Below are 20,894 nucleotides of genomic sequence, written 5' to 3'. Positions count from 1 at the left end.
ACCCGACGCGCAAGCGTTGATCAGTGATGCGCCGCCAGGAACTCGTCGGTGGACACCACGCTGGCATAGGCGAAACCCAAGGCCGACATGAACGCGGCGTGAACGTGGGCCGCCGGAACGGTGAGGCCGTTGAACTCCAGGTCACGTGAGGCACAGGCGTCATGAATGACCGTGACGGTGTAACCCATGTCGGCGGCTGCGCGGGTAATGCCGTCGATGCACATGTGGCTCATGCTGCCGATCACCACCAGTTCCTTGATGTCTTGTTCGTCGAGGATCGACTTCAGTTCGGTTTCGCGGAACGAGTTCACGAAATGCTTGAGCACCACCGGCTCGTCGGCTCGGTTGAGAACTTTGGGGTGCAGCTTCGCGCCTTCGGAGCCCGGAGTGAAGAACGGCGCGTCGTTGGAGGTGAATTCGTGGCGAATGTGCACCACCGAATCGCCAGCATCGCGGAAGGCCTTGATCAGGCGTACGGCGTTGTCTGCGGCGGCATCCGCACCGACCAGCGGCCACTTGCCTTGGGGGAAGTAGTCGTTTTGGATATCGACTACGATGAGTGCTTGCTTGGCCATGACTGTTTCCTCGAGTGGGTGTTGGGTGTGGAATGAAGTATCGGCTCTGGCAGGCCGTCCGAGGATTGGCCGCACCGACAATAGAAGGGGTAAAACTGACAATGGACGCACAAAGGGCAATCGCCGAGCTGGGCGTGCTGATTTATCCGGGCGCGCAGATGGCGGCAGTGCACGGGCTGACGGACTTGTTCGGAGTGGCGAACCAGATTGCTGCCGACTATCAGGCTTCACAGTTGCCGCTGTTGCGGGTCAGCCATTGGCAAGTCGATGGCGGTCAGGCACCCACGCGCGTCTACGACAGCCATCCCGCGCCGGACGGTGCATTGGTGGCGGTGCTGATCCCGCCGTCGATTGCCGGTTTTTCCGAAGGCCAGGCGCCGCAAGGCTTGCTGAGCTGGATTCGGCAGCAACATGCACAAGGCGCGACCCTTGGTGGCGTCTGCGTGGGCTCGATTCTATTGGCCGAAAGCGGCCTGCTCGACGGCCGCAGCGCCACCACCCACTGGACCTCGGCCAAGGCGTTCGCCGAGCGTTACCCGGCGATCCGACTCAAGGCCGATACACCGATCGTCGACGACGGCGACCTGATTACCACGGCTGGGTTAATGGCCTGGTCCGAGCTGGGTTTGCGTCTGGTCGACCGCCTGCTGGGACCGAGCATCGCCACCGGCACGGCGCGTTTTCTGGTGGTGGAACACAGCGACAGCGCGAGCGAATGCGGCAGTAATTTTTCACCGATCCTCAGCCATGGCGACGCCTCGATTCTCAAGGTACAGCATTGGCTGCAAAGCACCGGGGCGACTGATGTGTCGCTGGCGGCGATGGCCGAACGGGCAGGGCTGGAAGAGCGCACGTTCCTGCGCCGATTCCGTGGGGCGACCGGGTTGAAACCCACCGAGTACTGTCAGCACCTGCGCGTCGGCAAGGCCCGGGAAATGCTTGAATTCACCAACGGCACCATCGATCACATTGCCTGGACCGTGGGTTATCAGGACCCGAGCGCCTTTCGCGCGACGTTCAAGAAGATAACGGGTCTGGCGCCGAGTGATTATCGGGCGCGGTTTGGCGTTTCGCCGACGGCAGCCGTGGCTCGTTAGCCCGAACGCCACATTGGATCTGAGCATGGCTTGGGTCGTGCAAAATGCCGGAACTGAAACAGGTGTCGTGCAGAATAAGACAGGCGTAGTGCCATCACCTTTTCAACAACCTCTTGATTTGCCGTTCATTTCACACCGGGTGCGATTGGCCTGATCTCTGCACCCCTACCACTACATTCATCGAGCGCCGATTGAAGGGGGACGCATGACCCCAACAAACCGCAAGAAACTGGTAGTCGCCCATTCGGTGCGCCCCGACGCGCCACAACATGAAGTCGAAACCAACCGCGCGCTGGCCCGTTGGCTGGCGCAGATCCTCGGGCTCAAATTCGGTGGCAGTTTCGATCCCGAACTGCACAGCGGTCGTGACCTTTATCTGTTGCCCACCCAAACCCTGGTCGGTGCCGCTGCCGCGCGGCAGTTGGGCGTCAGCGGACCGGAGGATTTATGGGGTGGCTACGTCGAGCATGATTTCATCTGCACCAAAGCCATCAGCCACGGCCTGCGGAATAAAAACGCTCACGCTCCGCAAGGTTGGTCGCCGCTGTTTTCCGAGCGGGTGCGCAGTGTGGTGCTGGATGGCCTCAGCGTGTTTTCCCTCGACGATGCGCGCCCTGCGGCGGAACATTTGCTCTACAGCGGCCCCATTCGCATGAAGCCGATTCATGCCTGTGCCGGGCGGGGTCAGGAGGTGATCAACAGCCTTGATCAGTTCGACGAAATCCTTGCCAGGCCCGATGCTCAAACGCTGTTCACCGAAGGTGTGGTGCTGGAACAGGACCTGACCGACGTGGTGACCCACAGCGTCGGCCAAAGCTTCATCGGCGACAAAGTGTTGAGCTACTGCGGTGATCAATACTTGACCAGCGACGCCCAGGGCGAGCAGGTTTATGGAGGGTCCAACCTGCTCGTGGTGCAGGGTGACTACGACGATTTGCTCAAGCTGGATTTGCCCGATGAGGTGCGATTGGCAATCCGCCAGGCGCAGGTGTTCGACAGTGCCGCGGACGAAGCCTATCCCGGCTTCTACGCGTCGCGGCGCAACTACGACATCGCGCAAGGCCTTGACGCTAACGGCCTGCAGCGCAGTGGCGTGCTCGAACAGTCCTGGCGCATGGGGGGCGCCAGCAGCGCGGAAGTGGCGGCATTGCAGAGTTTCGTCAACCACCCGACCATGCGCGCCATCCGTGTGTCTTCGGTGGAAACCTACATCGATCAGGCGCTGCCGGCGGACGCCATCGAGGTGTACCGCGGGCCGGCGCAAGACAGTGAATTTCTTCTCAAGTACGTAACGGTCCAATCCTATGACGGCTAGAAGCGAAACCATTCAGATCGACATCGACGATGAACAGATGAGCGGGACTTTTCTCAGCCCCAAATCGAAAGTCCCCGGCGTGCTCTTCGTGCACGGCTGGGGTGGCAGCCAGGAACGCGACCTTGAACGGGCCAAAGGCATCGCCGGTCTGGGCTGCGTGTGCCTGACGTTCGACTTGCGCGGGCACACCGGCGGCACCGGCATTCCGCTGACGCGGGTCACGCGAGAAGACAACCTGCGCGACCTGCTGGCGGCTTACGACCGATTGCTTGCGCATCCGGCACTCGATACTTCGGCGATCGCCGTGGTCGGTACCAGTTATGGCGGTTACCTGGCGTCGATCCTGACGTCATTGCGTCCGGTACGCTGGCTGGCGCTACGGGTGCCGGCGCTGTATCGCGACGAGCAATGGCATACACCCAAGCGCGATCTGGACAAGATGGATTTGCGCGATTACCGCAGCACCCTGGTTCGCGCCGATAGCAATCGCGCGTTGCACGCGTGTTCGCAATTTACCGGGGATGTGCTGTTGGTGGAGTCTGAGACCGACGACTGGGTGCCACACGCGACGATCATGAGCTATCGCGCCGCGTGCCAGCAGACGCATTCGCTGACGCACCGGATTATCGACGGCGCCGATCACGCGTTGAGCGAGCCGGTTTCGCAGCAGGCGTACACCTCGATTCTGGTGGACTGGATCACTGAGATGGTGGTGGGTGAGCGGTTGAGCATCATTCAGTCCAAGTGATTTGTGGCGAGATAGCTTGCTCCGGCTGGACTGCGCAGCAGTCCTCTTCTTTTCAGAGATAAAGGGGGCCGCTTCGCGACCCGGCGGGAGCAAGCTCCCTCGCCACAAGAGCCGTAATCACTTGGGCTTTTTCGCGATCCGCAACGACTTGGCCTTGGCCTCGACCACCAGATACATCACCAGCGTAATCAGCAACGGCAAGATGAAATAAATTGCCCGATACGCCAGCAACCCCGCCACCAGGCTCCCCCGCGACACCTCATGCTGCAGCAACGCCACAAACACCGCTTCCAGCACCCCAAGCCCCGCCGGAATGTGGGTGATGACCCCGGCAATGGCGCTGATCAGCAACACCCCGAGCACCAACGGATAATCCAGTTTGCTCGGCAGCAAAGTGAAAATAACCGCCGCCATCAGCGACCAGTTCAGCGCGCCGAGGCACAGTTGCAGGATCGCCATGCGCAAGGAAGGCAGGTTGATTTCCACGCCTCGAATGGCCCACTCGCGCCGCTTGGAAAACCGGCACGCCGCCAGATAACCCGCGCTCACCAGCAATAACAAAACGCCCACCCCTTGCAACGCGCCAGTGCTGAGTTTCCAGCCGGGCGGCATGCGCACCAGTCCGCTGCTGAACACCGCGCCGGCAATCACCATGTAGCCAAACCAGTTGGTCGCCAGGCTCAGGCCGAGGATTTTCGCGATGTTGCTTTTGCTCACGCCGAGCCGCGAATACAAGCGATAACGCATGGCGATGCCGCCGACCCAGGCGCTGAGGTTAAGGTTGAACGCGTAGCTGATGATGCCCACCGGCAGTATCTGCTTCCAGGTCAGGTCCTGACGAATGTAGGTGCGGCCGATCAGGTCGAAGCAGGCGTACACCAGGAAACTCACCAGCGTCAGCCCGGAGGCAATGATCAGCGTGCGCACCTTGAAGTCGGCGAGGGTATCGAACACCTCGTTCCATTCGATGCGCTGGGCCAGCATCGTGAACAACACGATCAGTGCCAGGAAAAACAGCATCGTCAGCGGTTTTTTCCAGCGACTCCAGCGGGTTTTTTTTACCGAGGCAGGTGTCGTGCTGTCGGCGTGAGGCGCCGAGTGTGTTTCAGCGCGGTCCATGAAGATCACTCCCGGCAACGTGGGTGAAGGGTTTCAGGCGCGGCTTGTGTGCCGGCAGCCAGCCGGCCCACGCCGGGAAGTGCCGCAGAAAGTGAAACACCAGAAAACCGACGGTCATGTGCCAGACCCGCCCGCGCGGGGATTTATCTGCCGACATGGCTTTGCAGTGGTTGTTACTCAGCATTTCGAGGCGTTCGAACAAATCGCGGTTGAAGGCGCGATCGCGGATCAGCACGTTGGCTTCCAGGTTCATCGACAGGCTCAGCGGGTCGAGATTGCTCGAACCGACGGTGCTCCAGTCCTCGTCCACCAATGCGACTTTGCCATGCAGCGGCCGCTCGCAATACTCGTGAATCTGCACGCCGGCCTTGAGCAAGTAGTCATAGGTCATGCGCGCGGCCAGTTTGGCCACCATCATGTCCGGCTGACCTTGCAGAATCAGCCGCACCTCGACGCCACGGCGAGCGGCGTTGCGAATCTCGCGCAGCAGGCGATAGCCCGGGAAGAAATAGGCGTTGGCGATGACCACGCGGCGCTGGGCACTGCGCAGCACCTGTCGATAAACCTCTTCGATATCGGTCCGGTGATCGCCGTTGTCGCGGTACACCAGCCTGACTTGGCCATCGTGGTCGCTGAAGGCCAGTTCCGAACGCCGCTGCCGGCGCCGCTGCCACCAGTATTTGGCCCGCGCCGGGCGGCCGCTTTGCAGCAGGGCGAAATGATGAATGTCCGCCACCGCCGGGCCTTGCACTTCAACCGAGTAATCCTGCTTGGCCTCGGGGCCGAAGTCGGCCAGATGGTCGGCGGAAAAGTTTATCCCGCCGATGAACGCAATCGTGCCGTCGACCACCACAATCTTGCGGTGCAGGCGCCGAAACCAGTTGGTGCGAAAGCCGAGCCGTTTCGGCGCCGGGTCAAATATCTGAATGCGCACGCCGGCCTCGCTCAATGCCGCGAGATAGCCGGTGGTCAGCTCGCCGCAGCCAAAACCGTCGAGGCTGGCGGTGACGCGCACGCCGCGTTGCGCCGCCTCGATCAGCACTTGCTGCAACTCGTTGCCCACCTTGTCCTCGAACACGATGAAGGTTTCCAGGAGGATTTCAGTCTTGGCCTGGCGCATGGCCTCGAACACCCGCGGAAAATACGCTTCGCCGTTCTCCAGCAGTTCCACCAGGTTGTTGCCTTGCCAGCCGTATTGGACGTCGACCACGCCGGGTTCACGGATCGACGGGTGGGTGGCCAGATGTTCCGCAGTGGTTTTTTCCATCGGTGCGCTGCTCATAGCTCGATCTCCACCGATAGCGGTGCGTGGTCGGAAAGGTGTGACCAGGGCCGTGCCGCCAGGACTTTCGGGTGGCTGGCCTTGAGGTTGCGCACGTAGATGCGGTCCAGGCGCAAGGCCGGCAAGCGCGCCGGAAAACTGCGCGCCGGTTTGCCGTGGTGTTCGGCGAACACCTCGCGCAGTCCACAGGGTTTGAGCAGCGCATCGGCGCGCTGGCGCCAATCGTTGAAGTCGCCGGCGACAATCACCGGCGCATCAGCCGGCAACTCTTCGAGGCGCTGGGCCAGCAGCTTCAGCTGTTCGTTGCGATGGGTTTCGCGCAGGCCCAGATGCACGCAGATAGCGTGCACCTCCGGGCCGTCGCCGGGCAGGCGCAATACGCAATGCAGGATGCCGCGGTTCTCGTGTCCGCTGATCGACACGTCGAGGTTGTCGTGGCGAATGATCTGGAATTTCGACAGCAGCGCATTGCCGTGATCGCCCGCCGGGTACACCGCATTGCGTCCGTAGGCGAACTGCGGCCACAGCGTATCGGCAAGGAATTCGTACTGCGGCATTGTCGGCCAGTTGCTGTAGCGCCGGGGATGATGTTCGTGGGTGCCGTGGACTTCCTGCAAAAACACCACATCGGCGGATACGCTGCGCACCGCTTCACGCAGTTCCGGCAGGATGAAACGCCGGTTCAGCGCGGTAAAACCCTTGTGCGTGTTGACCGTCAGCACGGTGAAGCGGCGCACGGCGGCCATGGCTGGCGGCTGGTCATCGATGGCATTGAACGGCTCGGGCCCATTCATGGCAGCACCCCTTCGGCAGCCGGCTCGCCGGGGGCGGTGGCGAGGTTCTTGTCGAGATGAAAATGTTCGAGCAAACGGCGGGCATCGAAGGGCGCGCGGACTTTGATGTCATTGTCGAAATAGCAAAACACTTCCCGGGATTTGCGTGCCTTGGGTTTTTGCCGTGGTGCGATCAGATGCGCGTCGGAGGGTTGTCGGCCGTGGTTCCAGGCCTCGATCCGCGCGGCCCAGCGTTCCAGCGCTTCGGGGGTGTAACCGCTGGCATAGAGTTCTTCGGCGCCGTGCAGGCGCAGGTACACGAAGTCGCTGGTGATGTCTTCGCGATACGGCCATTTACCGGCGGTGTCAGCAATGACCAAGGCGACGTTGTGGCGTTTGAGCAGGCGGACAAACGCCGGGTCGATGAAGGTGTCGTTTCTGATCTCGACGGCATGACGCAGCGGCTTTTTCTTATACGCCTTCATGCTGGCGTGACCGTTCACGTGTGAGTCGTGCTGACGGGCGAGGGTGGTAGCCTGTTCGGTGTTGCGGGGCAATTGCTCGAGAAAGTGGTCGAACAGCTCTGCGTCGAATTTGAAACTGGGCGGGAATTGCCAGAGGACAGGACCGAGTTTTTCCTTGAGTTCCAGTACCCCGGAGGCAAAGAAATTCGCCAAGGGTTTATGGACATCTCGAAGGCGTTTGATGTGGGTGATGAACCGCGGGGCTTTGATACTGAAGACGAAGTCTGCCGGGGTTTCGTCGTACCACTGGGCGTACCGTTCGGGCCGTTGCAGGGCGTAAAACGATCCATTGATTTCGATGCTGTTGACCGACCGTGACGCGAACTGCAATTCGCGCTTCTGGGTCAGCCCCTTCGGGTAGAAATCCCCTCTCCAGGGTGTGTAGCGCCAGCCTGAAATACCAATGTGAATCCCCGCCATGTCGCCTCCCGTCTGATGGTCCTCGGTTGCCCCTGTCTTTTGATGACTGCGGGGCAAGCGAGAAAGTTTCGACGGGGCTACAGACGGTAAACGCTTGAAAGACCACCGAGGATCCTGTGGGAGCGAGCTTTATCAGTGGCCGGCGACGACGCGGGTCGAACCTTCAGCCGGTTCGGCATACACCGGGCCGAGACGATCAAGACGACCGCTCCACGCGGTCAGCGCCAGTGCCACCAGCACTACCAGGCCACCGATCCATGCGGTATGGATCAAGCCCATATGAGCGACGATCAAACCACCGCCCCACGCACCACCGGCAATGCCGAGGTTGAACGCGGCGATGTTCAGCCCAGACGCCACGTCCACCGCCTGCGGCGTGTGATGTTCGGCCTGACGCACCACATACACCTGCAAGCCCGGCACGTTGCCGAATGCAACCGCACCCCAGACCAGCACGGTGGCCAGCGCCAGCCATGGGTTGCCGGCGGTGAACGTCAGCACGAACAGCACGGCGGCGAGCAGGGCGAAGATGATTTTCAGGGCGCTGATCGGGCCGCGTTTGTCGGCCAGTTTGCCGCCCCAGATGTTGCCGACTGCCACCGAGATCCCGTAGACCAGCAACACCAGGCTGACGGTGCTGGCGCTGAAACCGGAGATGTCCTGAAGAATCGGCGCCAGGAACGTAAACGCGATGAACGAGCCGCCGTAACCGACCGCCGTCATGGCATACACCAGCAGCAGACGCGGTTGCTTGAGTACCTGCAATTGCTGCAACAGCGAAGCCGGTTTGCTGTGCGCGATGTTCTTCGGCACGTAGAGCAGGCTGCCGATGAAGGCGATCACACCCAGCGCAGAGACGGCGAGGAAGGTTTCACGCCAGCCGAAATGCTGACCGATAAACGTACCCAGCGGCACACCGGTGACCAGCGCGACCGTCAGGCCGGTGAACATGATCGCAATCGCACTGGCGGCTTTTTCCTTCGGCACCAGGCTGGTGGCAATGGTCGAGCCGATCGAGAAAAACACCCCGTGGGCCAGGCCGGTGACGATTCGCGCAATGATCAGCGATTCGTAGCTCGGCGCTTTCCAGGCCAGCAGGTTGCCGAGGGTGAACAACACCATCAGCGACAACAGCAGCAGTTTGCGCGGGACTTTGCCGGTGAGAGCGGTCAGCACCGGTGCGCCGATGGCAACGCCCAGGGCGTAGAGACTGACCAGCAGGCCGGCAGACGGCAGGCTGACGCCAAGGTCGGCGCCTATCGTGGGTAACAGGCCAACGATGACGAACTCGGTCGTCCCGATGGCAAAGGCGCTGAGGGTCAGCGCGAGCAAGGCAATGGGCATGGCTGCAACTCCGGTGGATTGATTGATGGAGCGCAGTGTCCGGGTTTGGGTTGTGCGGAAAAATAGAGGGGTGGGCATTTGATATTTGCGTTCAGGTCAAATATCAACAGAGCACCACGGTTAAATGTGGGAGCGAGCCTGCTCGCGATAACGGTGGTTCCGCCCCATCAATGCTGGATGTGCCGCCGCTATCGCGAGCAGGCTCGCTCCCACAGGGAGAATGGCTGGAACGTTATCTCGCGGCCAGAACCGAACTTGCCGGGCATTTGCCAATCAGTTCCTAACAGACCCTTTTCAAGGAGCTCCCCGTTTTGCTCAAGTTCAAGACCGCGATATTACTGGGGGCGTTGCTGTTTCTCGGCAGCAACGAACTGGAAGCCACCACGCTGCCGGGACTTCCCGCCGCAGCGGAAGAGCCAGCGAAACCTGAACCGCTGGTCCAGGGCGGCTTGCTCGGGGCGATCAGTTCCAGCATCGACGACGTTCAGGACAAGCTCGACCTCAACGAAGACCTGGTCGACGCCTGGCGCCTGCGAGCGGATCGGGCGGCGGATGAAGTCGACAAACTGGTGAATCGACCTTCGTCTCGATCACCGATGAGCGTGGTCGGCGATTTCCTGTTGTTGTCCGGCGTCTGGCTCGGCGTGTTCGCGTTGCTCACAGTGCTCGGCGCCCTGCTGGACAAGCGCTTGAGTGCCGGGCGTTTTTTTCGAAAACGGCAACGCAGCCAGGACCTGCTCGGCTACCTGCTGCCGTTCACGATTCCCGCGTTGATCTGCCTGCCGCTGACGTTATACGTCAGCCATTTTCTGCCGAACTCGGTGGGCCGGGCGTTGGCACTGTGTTTTGCCTACGCCACCAGCAGCGGCATTTTCTCCACCTCGATGTTCTTGTGCGTGATCGTCATGTTCAACACCGGGCACAAGCGCCGGGCGGTGCAGATCATTCGTGATTACTGCCCCAAACCGCTGTTCCTGATCGGCTTCCTTGCGGCGCTCAGCGACGCCTTGACCAGCCCGCAGATCGCCCGGCAGCTGGGCGGCAACATCACCAGCAGCATCGCCGTGTTCACCGGGCTGTTTGCTTCAATCATCTTTGGATTGCTGGTGATTCGCCTGAGGCGTCCGGTGGCGCATCTGATCCGCAACCGGGCGCTGGCGCAGCGCTTGAAACAGCCTTCCTTGCAGGAATCCCTGCGGATCTTTTCCCGGCTCTGGTACTGGCCGATTCTGCTGATGGTGATGGTGTCGGCGATCAACCTCATCGGCGTCGGCGAAGACAATCAGAAAGCCCTGCGTTGTGCGTTGTTCACCACCATTCTGTTGATCGCCACGGTGTTCCTCAGCACGATTTTCCAGCACCTGTTCAATTCCGGAAAAGCCCAAGCGATCCAGCGCAGCAGTGCCTACAAAGAACGCTTTCTCAGCTTGCTGCATGCACTGCTGCGGATTGTCATGGCCGTGGCGTTCATCGAAATTCTCGGGCGTATCTGGGGCGTCTCGCTGTTCGAGTTCGCCGAGCGCAACTCGGTGGGCCGGGCGATCAGTGAGTCGCTGAGCAGCATGGGCCTGATCTTCCTGGTGACCTGGTTGCTGTGGGTGGTGCTCGATACAGCGATTCAGGAAGCGCTGAAGCCGCCGATCAATAAACGCACGACACAGCCCAGTACGCGGGTAAAAACCATTCTTCCACTGCTGCGCAACGCGATCAAAATCATCCTCGTGGTGATCTGTGCAATCACCACCATGGCCAACCTCGGTATCAATGTCGCACCGCTGTTGGCGGGTGCCGGGGTGGTCGGCCTGGCCATCGGTTTCGGCTCGCAGCAACTGGTGCAGGACGTCATCACCGGCCTGTTCATCATCATCGAAGACACCCTGTCGATTGGCGACTGGGTCGTGCTCGATTCCGGGCATGCCGGCACCGTCGAAGGCCTGACCATCCGCACCTTGCGCCTGCGCGACGGCAAAGGGTTTGTGCACTCGGTGCCGTTCGGGCAGATCAAGGCCGTGACAAACCAGTCACGGCAATTCGCCTATGCGTTTTTCTCGGTGCAGTTCACCTACGACACCGACGTGGACAAGGCCATCGAGCTGATTCGCGAGGCGGGGGAGTCGATCCGTGAGGACGCATTTCTCAAGTACAACCTGCAAGGGCCGCTGGATGTGTTTGGCGTCGACAAAATGGACCTCAACGGCGTGGTGCTGACGGCGCAGTTCCGTACGGTATCGGGTGGGCAGTATGCGGTGAGCCGGGCGTTTAACCAGCGTTTGAAGAAGCTTGTGGATAACAGCCCATGGGTGCATTTCGCGCAGACTTATCCACAGCAGGTTTTAATGCCGAAGCGGGGGATGGGGGAGCCGGAAGATGACGGCGCAGCGCCGGAGAATTCGCCGGTGTTGTTGCCGGATCAGCCGCGTACTCAATGATTTTTCTTGGGACCGGCCGGGACAGCATCAATGCCGGATCAGTTTGTTGCGTATTTCGATCGTCGATTCCAACCAGAAAACCTGCTTTCCGGCGATCTCGGCAGCCACCGGAAGACCATCGCGATACACCAGTCGATTGCTCGCCAACGCCGGTACTTTCGCTCCGGGTAACAGCGTGCCCGCCAGGTTCAGCGGATCCACCCCGCACACAGCGATCAAACTGCCGTCGTGTGCCCGCCGCCGAACTTCCCGCAGCAATGGGATCGCCTCGGGCAAGGCGAACTGCTCACCGGCCAGGCCATTCACGAACCGCCCACCACGAATCTCGCCGCGGGCCTCCAGCCGATGGAACGTGCGCAGCAATTCGCGCCAGCTCGGCAACCAGTCTGCTTCGCGTTCCAGCAGGCGCCAGAACACCACGCCGTAGCGGCGCAGCAAGGTCAATGCGATGTGTTCCAGCGTGTCGCTCGGTGTTGGATGTTTGTTGTCCACGGTCGGCGCTGGTGGCCCGCGTCGAAGCAAGGCCCAGCGACCGGCATCGTCCATGCCGCCGATAAACGCCCCGCGTCCGCGACGGCTGCTGCGGGCCTGGCGTTTGCTCGCCGGCGTAATCAGCGCCCGCAAACCGGCAAAGCTGTCGGCGTTCACCAGCCCGGCGCCGACCAGTTCCTGCAAGGCGATTTCCAGCTCCGAGCGCAGCAGATGAGCCTCGTGAATCAGCTCATCGAAAAACAGCGCGCCATGCTGACTGAGTGCTTGATGAACCTTTTGCGTTTTCGGCGACAGTTCGCTGACGGGTGTCTGCTCGGTCAGACTGCTCCACAACCCGACCTGACTGCGCGGCAGCAGCACAATGGGCGTGCTGCGCAACGCGGTGCTGGTGCTTTTGCTGCTTGCAGTCAGGCGCGTCCAGACCAGTTTGCCGCTGCGACACAGGTCATCCAGCCAGCTTGGCGAATAATCCTTGATCCGCGCCGGCAGAATGTCGCTGTCCCAAGCGGAAGCAGCGGCAGGGTAGCCTTCGAATTGACTGACAATCGCTGGCAACACGGTGCTGCCCTGGCCCTGAGTCGCCGCAGAAAGATGCTGCCAGTCAAACAGGAAACGCATGAAATCCTGCAGCGCCACGGGTTCGATTTCCCGCCGCAGGCGCTTGACCGTGTAGCGATGAATCCGCGCCAGCAAATGCCGTTCGCACCATTCCTCCTGATCGGTGCCGGGGGTGAATCGCCCGCGCAGCACATAACCTTCGCGCTCCAGTTGTGCCAGCGCCTGGGTGATGTGTATCGGAGGAAATCCCAGCGGTTCGGCAATCGCGCTCAGCGGCAACGGACCAAAAGCGCTGAGCCGCGCGCGGATGACTTCCAGCAACGCGTCGTCCGGCTCCCAGGCCTCATCGAATCCTGGCAGCGCCTCCAGCGGAGGGAACGACTGACGTGCCTGTGGATACATCGCCCGCAGGCACGTCAGTCGTTCCACTGCCAGCCACAGTGATCGCTCGGCATCGACCTGCAACCGACTGGCGCGCCCGCTGTCGGCAAGTGCGTTCAGCCACTCGGGCCACTGCGGATTGGCCTGTGCCTCGGCATCGCTGATGCACGCCAGACTCATCAGCGCCTCATGCATTTCATCAAGGCCGGTCGGCGTCGGCCAGGCCTCATCGCGTACCGCTTGAATCGCCTCGGCATCCAGTGCGCCGAGGTCGTCGGTGGACTGCGGATCGGTCCAGCGCCGGTTGAGCACGGCTTGGGTTCGGCGCTCTTCCAGCGGCGCGTCGTCAAGGAAGGTATAAGGTCGGGCGCTGAGAATTTCTGCCGCCAGTGGCGAGGGCGCGGGCAGGTCACGGCTGATCAGGCGAACGTCGCCGTTTTCCATCCGGCGCAACAAGGCCAGCCAGCCTTCGCAGTCCATGGCTTCGTGCAGGCAATCGTCGAGGGTTTGTTCCACCAGCGGATGGTCGGGAACCTCGCGCTCGCCGGCGAGGTTTTCCACGCAGGCAATCTGGTCGGGGAACACACTGGCGATCAGGTCTTCGCTTTTCATTCGTTGAATCTGCGGCGCGACTTTACGCCCGCCGGTGTAACGCGGCAGCGCCAGCGCGACCCCGGCATTCCAGCGCCAACGCACGCCGAACAGCGGCGCATCGAGTACTGCTTGGATCAGCAGGTGCTCGGCGCTGTTGCTGTGCAGGTAACGCCAGACTTCGTCGAGCTCAAAACTGTGGCTGGTGGACAGCGACAGGACGATCGCGTCTTCGCTGGCGGCAGCCTGCAATTCGAAATTGAAGGTGCGGCAGAATCGCTTGCGCAGGGCCAGGCCCCAGGCGCGGTTGATACGGCTGCCGAATGGCGTGTGGATGATCAGTTGCGTGCCGCCGGACTCGTCGAAAAAACGCTCCATCAGCAGCGTGTCCTGGGACGGCAGGGCGCCCAGTGTCAGGCGCGCGCGGGCGAGGTAGTCCACCAGTTGTCCGGCGCTGGCGAGGTTGAGGCCGAGGGTGTCGGTCAGCCAGTCGAGGGCGGGTTGCAAGTTGCCGGGCGTAGCGCCGAGCAGGGCATCGAGTTGCGCTTGCAGGCGGGCCACGGCGAAGGACAATTCAGCGCTGCGCCCCGGCGCTTCACCGAGCCAGAACGGAATGGTCGGCGGCTGCCCGTGAGCATCTTCGACCCGGACTTTGCCGGTGTCGACCCGCAGGATTCGGTACGAGGTATTGCCCAACTGAAAGATGTCGCCGGCAATGCTTTCCACCGCGAAATCTTCGTTGACGCTGCCGATGTTCAGCCCTTGCGGTTCCAGCAGCACGCTGTAGTCGGCGTTGTCCGGAATGGTGCCGCCGCTGGTCACGGCGGTCAGTTTGCTGCCCCGGCGACCACGCAACGTGCGCGTCACGGCGTCGCGGTGCAGGAACGCGCTGCGAATGCCCTGGCGACCGTTGTAGCCTTCGGCGAGCATCTGCAGCAGCGCCTGATAATGTTTTTCGTCGAGGCCTGCGTACGGCGAGGCTTTGCGGAACATTTCCAGCAGCGCTTGTTCCGGCCATTCCTGGCAACTGACCTCGGCGATGATTTGCTGGGCCAGTACATCCAGGGGAGCTTGAGGAATGTTCAACGTGTCGAGTTCGCCCCGGCGCACGCAGTCGAGCAGGGCGGTGCATTCGATCAGGTCATCGCGGGTGGTGGCGAATAACCGGCCTTTCGGTGTGCCACCGACCTGGTGGCCGGAGCGGCCGACCCGTTGCAGAAAACCGGCGATCGAGCGCGGTGAAGAGATCTGGCAGACCAGATCGACATCGCCGATGTCGATCCCCAATTCCAGCGACGCCGTGGCGATCAGCACTTGCAGGTCGCCGCGCTTGAGCCGCTGTTCGGCGTCGAGGCGGAACTCCTTGGCCAGGCTGCCATGGTGGGCGGCGACCGCTTCCTTGCCGAGACGCTCGCTCAAATGCCGGCTCAAACGTTCGGCCAAGCGTCGGGTGTTGACGAAAATCAGCGTGGTGCGGTGTTCGCGGGCGAGGACGGCGAGGCGGTCATAGACCAGTTCCCAGACATCATTGGCCATGACGGCGGACAACGGCACCGGCGGTACTTCGATGCCCAGATCCCGCGGCCGCGCGTGACCGATGTCGATGATCGCGCATTCGCGATCACGCCCCACCAAAAAGCGCGAGACGGCCTCGATCGGTTTTTGCGTGGCGGACAGCCCGATGCGCATCAGCGGTGTTGCGCACAACGCCTGCAAACGCTCCAGGCTCAAGGCCAGATGACTGCCACGCTTGCTGGCGGCGATGGCATGGATTTCATCGACGATCACCGTGCGCGTGGTGCCGAGCATTTGCCGGCCGGAGTCGGAACCGAGCAGCACGTAAAGGGATTCCGGGGTGGTGACCAGAATGTGCGGCGCGGTCTTGCGCATCGCCGAGCGGTCTTTTTGCGGCGTGTCCCCGGTGCGCACGGCGGTGGTGATTTGCAGCTCGGGCAAGCCCATCACGCGTAACTGTTCACGGATGCCGGTCAGCGGATTTTGCAGGTTGATCTGGATGTCGTTGGACAAGGCCTTGAGCGGCGAGACGTAGACCACCAGGGTTTCGTCAGGCAAACCGCCTGCGGTTTCCTGGGCACGGTGAACCAGGTCATCGATGACGGCGAGAAACGCGGTGAGGGTTTTGCCGGAGCCGGTGGGCGCGGCGATCAGGGTCGAACGGTGCTGGCGGATCAGCGGCCACGCCCGGGCCTGGGCGGCGGTAGCCGTCGGAAAGGTGCTGCTGAACCAGGCGCTGACGGCGGGGTGGAAGCCTGTCAGGGCCGCGTCCGTGGGAATGGGCAGATTCATGGAACAATTTATGCGGGTGGGGATGGGAAGATGCAAGTACCGCTCGGTTTATCACCGGCTTTGTGGCGAGGGCGCTTGCTCCCGCTGGTCTGCGCAGCAGCCCCAAAACCTGCCTCTCTGTTCATGCTGACACTGCGAGCCGCCCGATTTACGACGGCTTCGCAGCCGAGCGGGAGCAAGCGCCCTCGCCACTGGGGCCGCATTGAACACAGGATCTACACTTTACGGATGACGGTTGCGCACTAAACCCGCAAAATGCAACGATTCCGGCAACTATCGACGACATCGCCCGCGAGCGGTATCGATAAAGCCATTGTTCCAATCAGACTGGGCCTGCTGACTCTATGCGAATGCGCCTTATGTTACTGGGCGGCGGAAATGCCCTTGGGCAGGCGCTGATTCGCCTCGGTGCGGAGGAAGACATCGGTTTCCTCGCCCCCCGCCCACCGCAAGACGGCTGGGATGCCGCGAGCCTGACGCAATTGCTCGACGACACCCGGCCGGACGCGTTGATCAACCTCGCCTACTACTTCGACTGGTTTCAGGCGGAGACGGTCAGCGAAACGCGTCTGGCCGGGCAAGAGCGTGCGATCGAGCGCCTGGCTGAACTGTGCCAGCACCACAACATCGTTCTGCTGCAACCCTCGAGCTATCGCGTGTTTGACGGCTCCCGGGCGACGGCCTACAGCGAAAAAGACGAGCCGGTGCCTTTGGGCCTGCGTGGTCAGGCCTTGTGGCGGATCGAACAAAGCGTGCGCGCGACTTGCCCGCAGCACGTGCTGCTGCGGTTCGGCTGGCTGCTCGATGACAGCCCCGATGGCACCCTCGGACGATTCCTGTCCCGCGCGGAACAACCTGACGAGCTGCTGATGGCCGATGATCGCCGGGGCAACCCGACGCCGGTCGACGACGCGGCCCGGGTGATCATTTCCGTGCTCAAGCAACTCGATTGCGCGGCGCCGCTGTGGGGCACCTACCATTACGCGGGGCACGAGGCGACCACGCCGCTGGCGCTGGGGCAGGCCATTCTCACTGAAGCCCGCGCGCTGCATCCGCTGGCCATCGAAGCGCCGACCGCCCAGGCTCACGCTGCGCGCCCGGACGCTGCCGAAGAGCCGCAACACGCGGTGCTGGCCTGCAAGAAAATCCTCCACACCTTCGGGATCAAGCCCCGCGCCTGGCGTGCGGCGCTCCCGAGTTTACTGGACAGGTTCTATCGCCATGGCTGACGGCCCCGTTTTAATCACCGGCGGCGCCGGTTTCATCGGCTCCCACCTGACCGACGCCTTGCTCACCAAGGGTCATACGGTGCGGATTCTCGATGACTTGTCCACCGGCAAACGTAGCAACCTGCCGCTGGATAATCCTCGCGTCGAGCTGATCGTCGGTGATGTCGCCGATGCGGCCCTGGTCGCTCGCGCCATGGCCGGTTGCAGTGCGGTCGCGCATCTGGCGGCGGTAGCATCGGTGCAAGCCTCGGTGGACGACCCGGTGAAGACGCACCAGAGCAACTTCATCGGCTCGCTGAATGTCTGCGAAGCCATGCGCCAGAGCGGCGTCAAACGCGTGCTGTTTGCCTCCAGTGCTGCGGTCTACGGCAACAATGGCGAAGGCCAGTCGATCGACGAAGACACGCCCAAGGCACCGTTGACGCCGTATGCGTCGGACAAGTTGGCCAGCGAACACTACTTCGATTTCTACCGCCGCCAGCATGGGTTGGAACCGGTGATTTTCCGCTTCTTCAACATCTTCGGCCCACGCCAGGATCCGTCCTCGCCGTACTCCGGGGTGATCAGCATTTTCAGCGAGCGGGCGCAGAAGGGCCTGCCGATCACCGTATTCGGCGACGGCGAGCAGACGCGTGATTTCGTGTACGTCGAGGACCTGGTCGACGTGCTGGTGCAAGCCATCGAAAAGCCGCAGGTTGGAATCGGTGCGGTCAACGTCGGCTGGAACCGGGCGACCACGCTCAAGCAAATGCTGGAAGCGTTGAAAGTGGTGGTCGGTGAACTGCCACCGGTGAGCTACGGCCCGGCGCGTTCTGGTGATATCCGCCATTCGCGGGCGAACAATCAGCGTCTGCTGAAGCGGTTTACCTGCCCCGAACAGACACCGATGGCTGTCGGCCTGGCGCGGTTGCTCGGTCGCTGAGTTTTTCGCCCTCATGAAAAAGGCACCTGTGAAGGCGCCTTTTTTTCAGCTCGTTCCCACCACGTGAACGATTTAGAACTTGTAACCGAGGCCCACCATGTAGATGAACGGGTCGACATCCACATCGACCTTGGCACGGGTGCCTGGTTTCACTGCGTCGTTTTCCACGGTCGCGGTGGTATCGATGTCGATGTAACGCACTTGGGCGTTGAGCAAGACGTTGTCGGTGATCATGTAGTCAGCACCGACCTCAAACGCCATGCCCCAGGAGTTATCCGCCTTGAAGTTGCTGAACCCCTTGGCGTTGGCCTCGCTGCCGACGTGCTCGTCGTAAATCCAGGTGTAGTTGATACCGGCGCCAACGTACGGCTGGAATGCAGACTTGCCGTCCAGTGGGTAGTAGACAATGCTCAAGGTCGGCGGCAGGTGTTTCAGGGTGCCGAGTTTGCCGTTGCCCGCGCCGAGGGCGGTGCCTTTGATTTTTACGTCATGCTCGAACGGCGAGGCGGCGAGCAGCTCGATACCCCAGTGGCTGTCGAGCATGTAAGCGAAGTTCAGACCCAGTTGCGTGTCGCTGCTCATGGTGGCCTTGCCACCCAGGTCGGTGCCGGCCAAAGGGCCTTGATCGACCTTGACGCTGGAGCTGTCAGCTTTCGGGTTGACGGTGATTGCACCGGCACGAACGATGATGTCACCGGATTCGTGGGCGTAGGCGAGTGGGGTTGCGAGCGCGAGGGCAAACAGCGAAGCGCTGAGCAAGGACTTGTGCATGGAGGCTCCAAAGGACGTTGAAAATGTTCGATGTCCAATGGTACGGAGCCGTCTGGTACGGACTTTTGATTCAGCTCAATGAAACAGTCATGGGGTTGGTTTTTGTGGAACTTTTGATTATTCCATCGCGGGCAAGCCCGCTCCCACAGGATTTGGGTGGTCCCTGTGGGAGCGGGCTTGCCCGTGATGGCGATTGATCAGACAACACAGAACTGCCGGGCTCACTCCGGCAATTCATACACATAAATCTTGTCCGCCTCCATCTGATACCCCGCATCCGCCAACTCACTGGTCGACGCTTTAACCTGCAGTGCTCCTTCGATCCAGTACGGCTGATACAGCTCATCGAGTTTCACGCCGACTTCGCTCTTCACATGCACAATCTGGTTCGACGGCGGTGGCGGCACATGGATGCAGGCGCCGAAATACGGCACCAGCAGAAACTCCGTGGTACGGCCTTCCTCACTCACTTCCAGCGGCACGATATAGCCCGGTAAACGGATGTTCTGGCCGTCGAGGCTCTTCACCACCGGCGCGTTCGGCATATCCTGTTTGGCGGCTGGCGCCGACTCGGCGGACAGCGCACTGCTCATCTGCGACAGGTCGTGCAGGGGTGTCATGTTCGGTACTTCCGGCATCGCGTCCGGCGGAATCATTTCCGACCAGGTCAGTTCTTTCGGCTCGGCCGCCCATAGCGGCAGGGCGACCAGCATCAACAGCGCAAGCAGAGCGCGGGGCATCATTAACGTCCTCATAGTCGGATCGACAGGCCATCGGCCAGGGATTGGCGATACGCGCGCCACGCCGGCACGCTGCCCATCAGCAGCGCGGCGATCAGGATGCCACCGAGCAGCGTCCATTCATATTCGCTTGGCCACGCCAGTGGCAAATACAAACCGTAATTGGCCTGCACGTAACCCTGCGCGGCGGCGATACCCACATAAAGTAGCGCCACGCCAGCGATCACGCCCGCCAGCGCCAGGGCGAACGCCTCCAGCACCAGCAAGGTTGCGATGTGCCACGGCCGAGCGCCCACTGAGCGCAGGATTGCCATCTCGCGCCGACGTTCATTCAGGCTGGTGAGGATCGCCGTGAGCATGCCGATCAACCCGGTCAGCACCACGAACAGCGAGACCACGAACAAGGCTTTTTCTGCCGTGCTCATCAAACTCCACAATTCTTGCAGCGCCACGCCCGGCAGGATCGCCAGCATGGGTTCGCCGCGGAATTCGTTGATTTCGCGCTGCAACGCGAAGGTCGAAATTTTGTTGTTGAGGCCGAGCATGAACGCGGTGATCGCTTGTGGCGTCAGGTCCATGTTGCGTGCCTGATCGGCGCTGATCCGGCCTTTGCCCTGGGCCGGCACGCCGTTGTGCCAGTCGATGTGAATCGCTTCCATGCCGCCGAGGCTGATGTGCAGCGTGCGGTCCACCGGGGTGCCGGTGCGTTTCAGAATGCCGACTACGGTGAACGGCTTGTCGTCGTGCTTGACCAGGCTGATCACCGCCACGCCGTGGGCCAGCACCAGTTTGTCGCCGAGTTTGTAGTGCAGCGCATCGGCCACTTCGGCGCCGAGCACCACTTCGAACGGGTCGGTGGCGAAGGCTCGGCCGTCGGCCAGTTCCAGGTGTTGCTGATGGCCGTATTGGTAGTGCTCGAAGTACGCCTCGGTGGTGCCCATCACCCGATAACCGCGATGGGAATCGCCGAGCGACATCGGGATCGCCCACTTCACTTTCGGGTTGTTGGCGAAGTGTTCGAAGCTGTCCCAGCGGATGTTATTGGTGGCGTTGCCGATGCGGAACACCGAGTACAGCAACAGGTTCACCGAGCCGGACCGGGCGCCGACGATCAGGTCGGTGCCGCTGATGGTGCTGGCAAAACTGGCCTTGGCTTCAGTGCGCACCCGTTCCACAGCCAGCAGCAGGCAGACCGACAGGGCAATGGCGAATGCAGTGAGGATCGCGGTGAAGCGGCGGTTTGCCAGGCTGGCCATGGCTAGACGAAACAAATACAT

At 61.7% G+C, this 20,894-nt stretch carries 17 protein-coding genes; 7 read left to right on the top strand and 10 right to left on the bottom strand.

Annotated features, from left to right (window positions below; all coding sequences use genetic code 11):
* Positions 1–20 precede the first annotated feature (20 nt).
* On the bottom strand, positions 21–575 hold the full coding sequence (locus tag ACM6I5_RS01110) for a cysteine hydrolase family protein (RefSeq protein ID WP_017341063.1): 555 nt from the start codon (positions 573–575) through the stop codon (positions 21–23).
* A gap of 101 nt (positions 576–676) precedes the next feature.
* Between ACM6I5_RS01110 and ACM6I5_RS01105 the strand changes: the two genes are divergently transcribed.
* The 3 genes from ACM6I5_RS01105 to ACM6I5_RS01095 all read left to right on the top strand — a co-directional run bounded on the left by ACM6I5_RS01105 (position 677) and on the right by ACM6I5_RS01095 (position 3,735).
* Entirely contained in the window at positions 677–1,672 is a 996-nt protein-coding gene (locus ACM6I5_RS01105) for a GlxA family transcriptional regulator (protein WP_414883036.1), read from the top strand.
* A 205-nt stretch (positions 1,673–1,877) separates the two neighbouring features.
* Positions 1,878–2,987 (top strand): DUF3182 family protein, encoded by a 1,110-nt coding sequence (locus tag ACM6I5_RS01100; protein WP_414878161.1) that lies wholly within the window; start codon positions 1,878–1,880, stop codon positions 2,985–2,987.
* On the top strand, positions 2,977–3,735 hold the full coding sequence (locus ACM6I5_RS01095) for an alpha/beta hydrolase family protein (protein WP_017341060.1): 759 nt from the start codon (positions 2,977–2,979) through the stop codon (positions 3,733–3,735). Before ACM6I5_RS01100 ends, ACM6I5_RS01095 begins: the two co-directional genes overlap by 11 nt.
* A 117-nt stretch (positions 3,736–3,852) precedes the next feature.
* On the opposite strand, the gene ACM6I5_RS01090 is transcribed toward ACM6I5_RS01095, so the two are convergent.
* The 5 genes from ACM6I5_RS01090 to ACM6I5_RS01070 all read right to left on the bottom strand — a co-directional run bounded on the left by ACM6I5_RS01090 (position 3,853) and on the right by ACM6I5_RS01070 (position 9,197).
* Entirely contained in the window at positions 3,853–4,854 is a 1,002-nt protein-coding gene (locus tag ACM6I5_RS01090; RefSeq protein WP_017341059.1) for a lysylphosphatidylglycerol synthase domain-containing protein, read from the bottom strand.
* Complete coding sequence (gene clsB, locus ACM6I5_RS01085; protein WP_414878159.1) at positions 4,841–6,136, bottom strand: cardiolipin synthase ClsB; 1,296 nt, start codon at positions 6,134–6,136, stop codon at positions 4,841–4,843. The genes ACM6I5_RS01090 and clsB overlap by 14 nt, the downstream gene beginning before the upstream one ends.
* Positions 6,133–6,930, bottom strand: a complete 798-nt coding sequence (locus ACM6I5_RS01080) for an endonuclease/exonuclease/phosphatase family protein (RefSeq protein WP_414883035.1) — start codon at positions 6,928–6,930, stop codon at positions 6,133–6,135. The genes clsB and ACM6I5_RS01080 overlap by 4 nt, the downstream gene beginning before the upstream one ends.
* Positions 6,927–7,853, bottom strand: a complete 927-nt coding sequence (locus ACM6I5_RS01075) for a DUF72 domain-containing protein (RefSeq protein WP_414883034.1) — start codon at positions 7,851–7,853, stop codon at positions 6,927–6,929. Before ACM6I5_RS01075 ends, ACM6I5_RS01080 begins: the two co-directional genes overlap by 4 nt.
* Positions 7,854–7,985: 132 nt before the next feature.
* Positions 7,986–9,197: an MFS transporter gene (locus ACM6I5_RS01070; RefSeq protein WP_017341055.1), complete on the bottom strand. Its 1,212-nt coding sequence runs from the start codon at positions 9,195–9,197 to the stop codon at positions 7,986–7,988.
* A 311-nt stretch (positions 9,198–9,508) separates the two neighbouring features.
* Here ACM6I5_RS01070 and ACM6I5_RS01065 point away from each other — a divergent pair, with 311 nt between their 5' ends.
* Complete coding sequence (locus tag ACM6I5_RS01065; RefSeq protein ID WP_414878155.1) at positions 9,509–11,626, top strand: mechanosensitive ion channel family protein; 2,118 nt, start codon at positions 9,509–9,511, stop codon at positions 11,624–11,626.
* 27 nt (positions 11,627–11,653) lie between these two features.
* On the opposite strand, the gene ACM6I5_RS01060 is transcribed toward ACM6I5_RS01065, so the two are convergent.
* On the bottom strand, positions 11,654–15,955 hold the full coding sequence (locus tag ACM6I5_RS01060; RefSeq protein ID WP_414883033.1) for a DEAD/DEAH box helicase: 4,302 nt from the start codon (positions 15,953–15,955) through the stop codon (positions 11,654–11,656).
* A 344-nt stretch (positions 15,956–16,299) separates the two neighbouring features.
* On the opposite strand from ACM6I5_RS01060, the gene ACM6I5_RS01055 reads away from it, so the two are divergent.
* Entirely contained in the window at positions 16,300–17,184 is an 885-nt protein-coding gene (locus tag ACM6I5_RS01055) for a sugar nucleotide-binding protein (RefSeq protein ID WP_017341052.1), read from the top strand.
* Positions 17,177–18,106 (top strand): NAD-dependent epimerase/dehydratase family protein, encoded by a 930-nt coding sequence (locus tag ACM6I5_RS01050; RefSeq protein ID WP_414883031.1) that lies wholly within the window; start codon positions 17,177–17,179, stop codon positions 18,104–18,106. Before ACM6I5_RS01055 ends, ACM6I5_RS01050 begins: the two co-directional genes overlap by 8 nt.
* 72 nt (positions 18,107–18,178) lie before the next feature.
* Here ACM6I5_RS01050 and ACM6I5_RS01045 read toward each other — a convergent pair whose 3' ends face one another.
* The gene (locus tag ACM6I5_RS01045) at positions 18,179–18,877 is read right to left on the bottom strand and encodes an OmpW/AlkL family protein (protein ID WP_414878152.1); all 699 of its coding nucleotides are present in this window, start codon (positions 18,875–18,877) and stop codon (positions 18,179–18,181) included.
* A gap of 23 nt (positions 18,878–18,900) precedes the next feature.
* On the opposite strand from ACM6I5_RS01045, the gene ACM6I5_RS01040 reads away from it, so the two are divergent.
* Complete coding sequence (locus ACM6I5_RS01040) at positions 18,901–19,074, top strand: hypothetical protein (protein ID WP_414878151.1); 174 nt, start codon at positions 18,901–18,903, stop codon at positions 19,072–19,074.
* Between the two features lie 24 nt (positions 19,075–19,098).
* Here the strand turns inward: ACM6I5_RS01040 and ACM6I5_RS01035 are convergent, their stop codons facing one another.
* On the bottom strand, positions 19,099–19,617 hold the full coding sequence (locus tag ACM6I5_RS01035) for a DUF3299 domain-containing protein (RefSeq protein WP_031319154.1): 519 nt from the start codon (positions 19,615–19,617) through the stop codon (positions 19,099–19,101).
* Between the two features lie 11 nt (positions 19,618–19,628).
* Entirely contained in the window at positions 19,629–20,894 is a 1,266-nt protein-coding gene (locus ACM6I5_RS01030; RefSeq protein ID WP_414883030.1) for an ABC transporter permease, read from the bottom strand.

The organism is Pseudomonas sp. IT-P171 (assembly GCF_949767765.1).
GTDB classification, from domain to species: Bacteria; Pseudomonadota; Gammaproteobacteria; order Pseudomonadales; family Pseudomonadaceae; genus Aquipseudomonas; species Aquipseudomonas fluorescens_B.
This window is presented reverse-complemented; position numbering and strand designations above follow the sequence as displayed.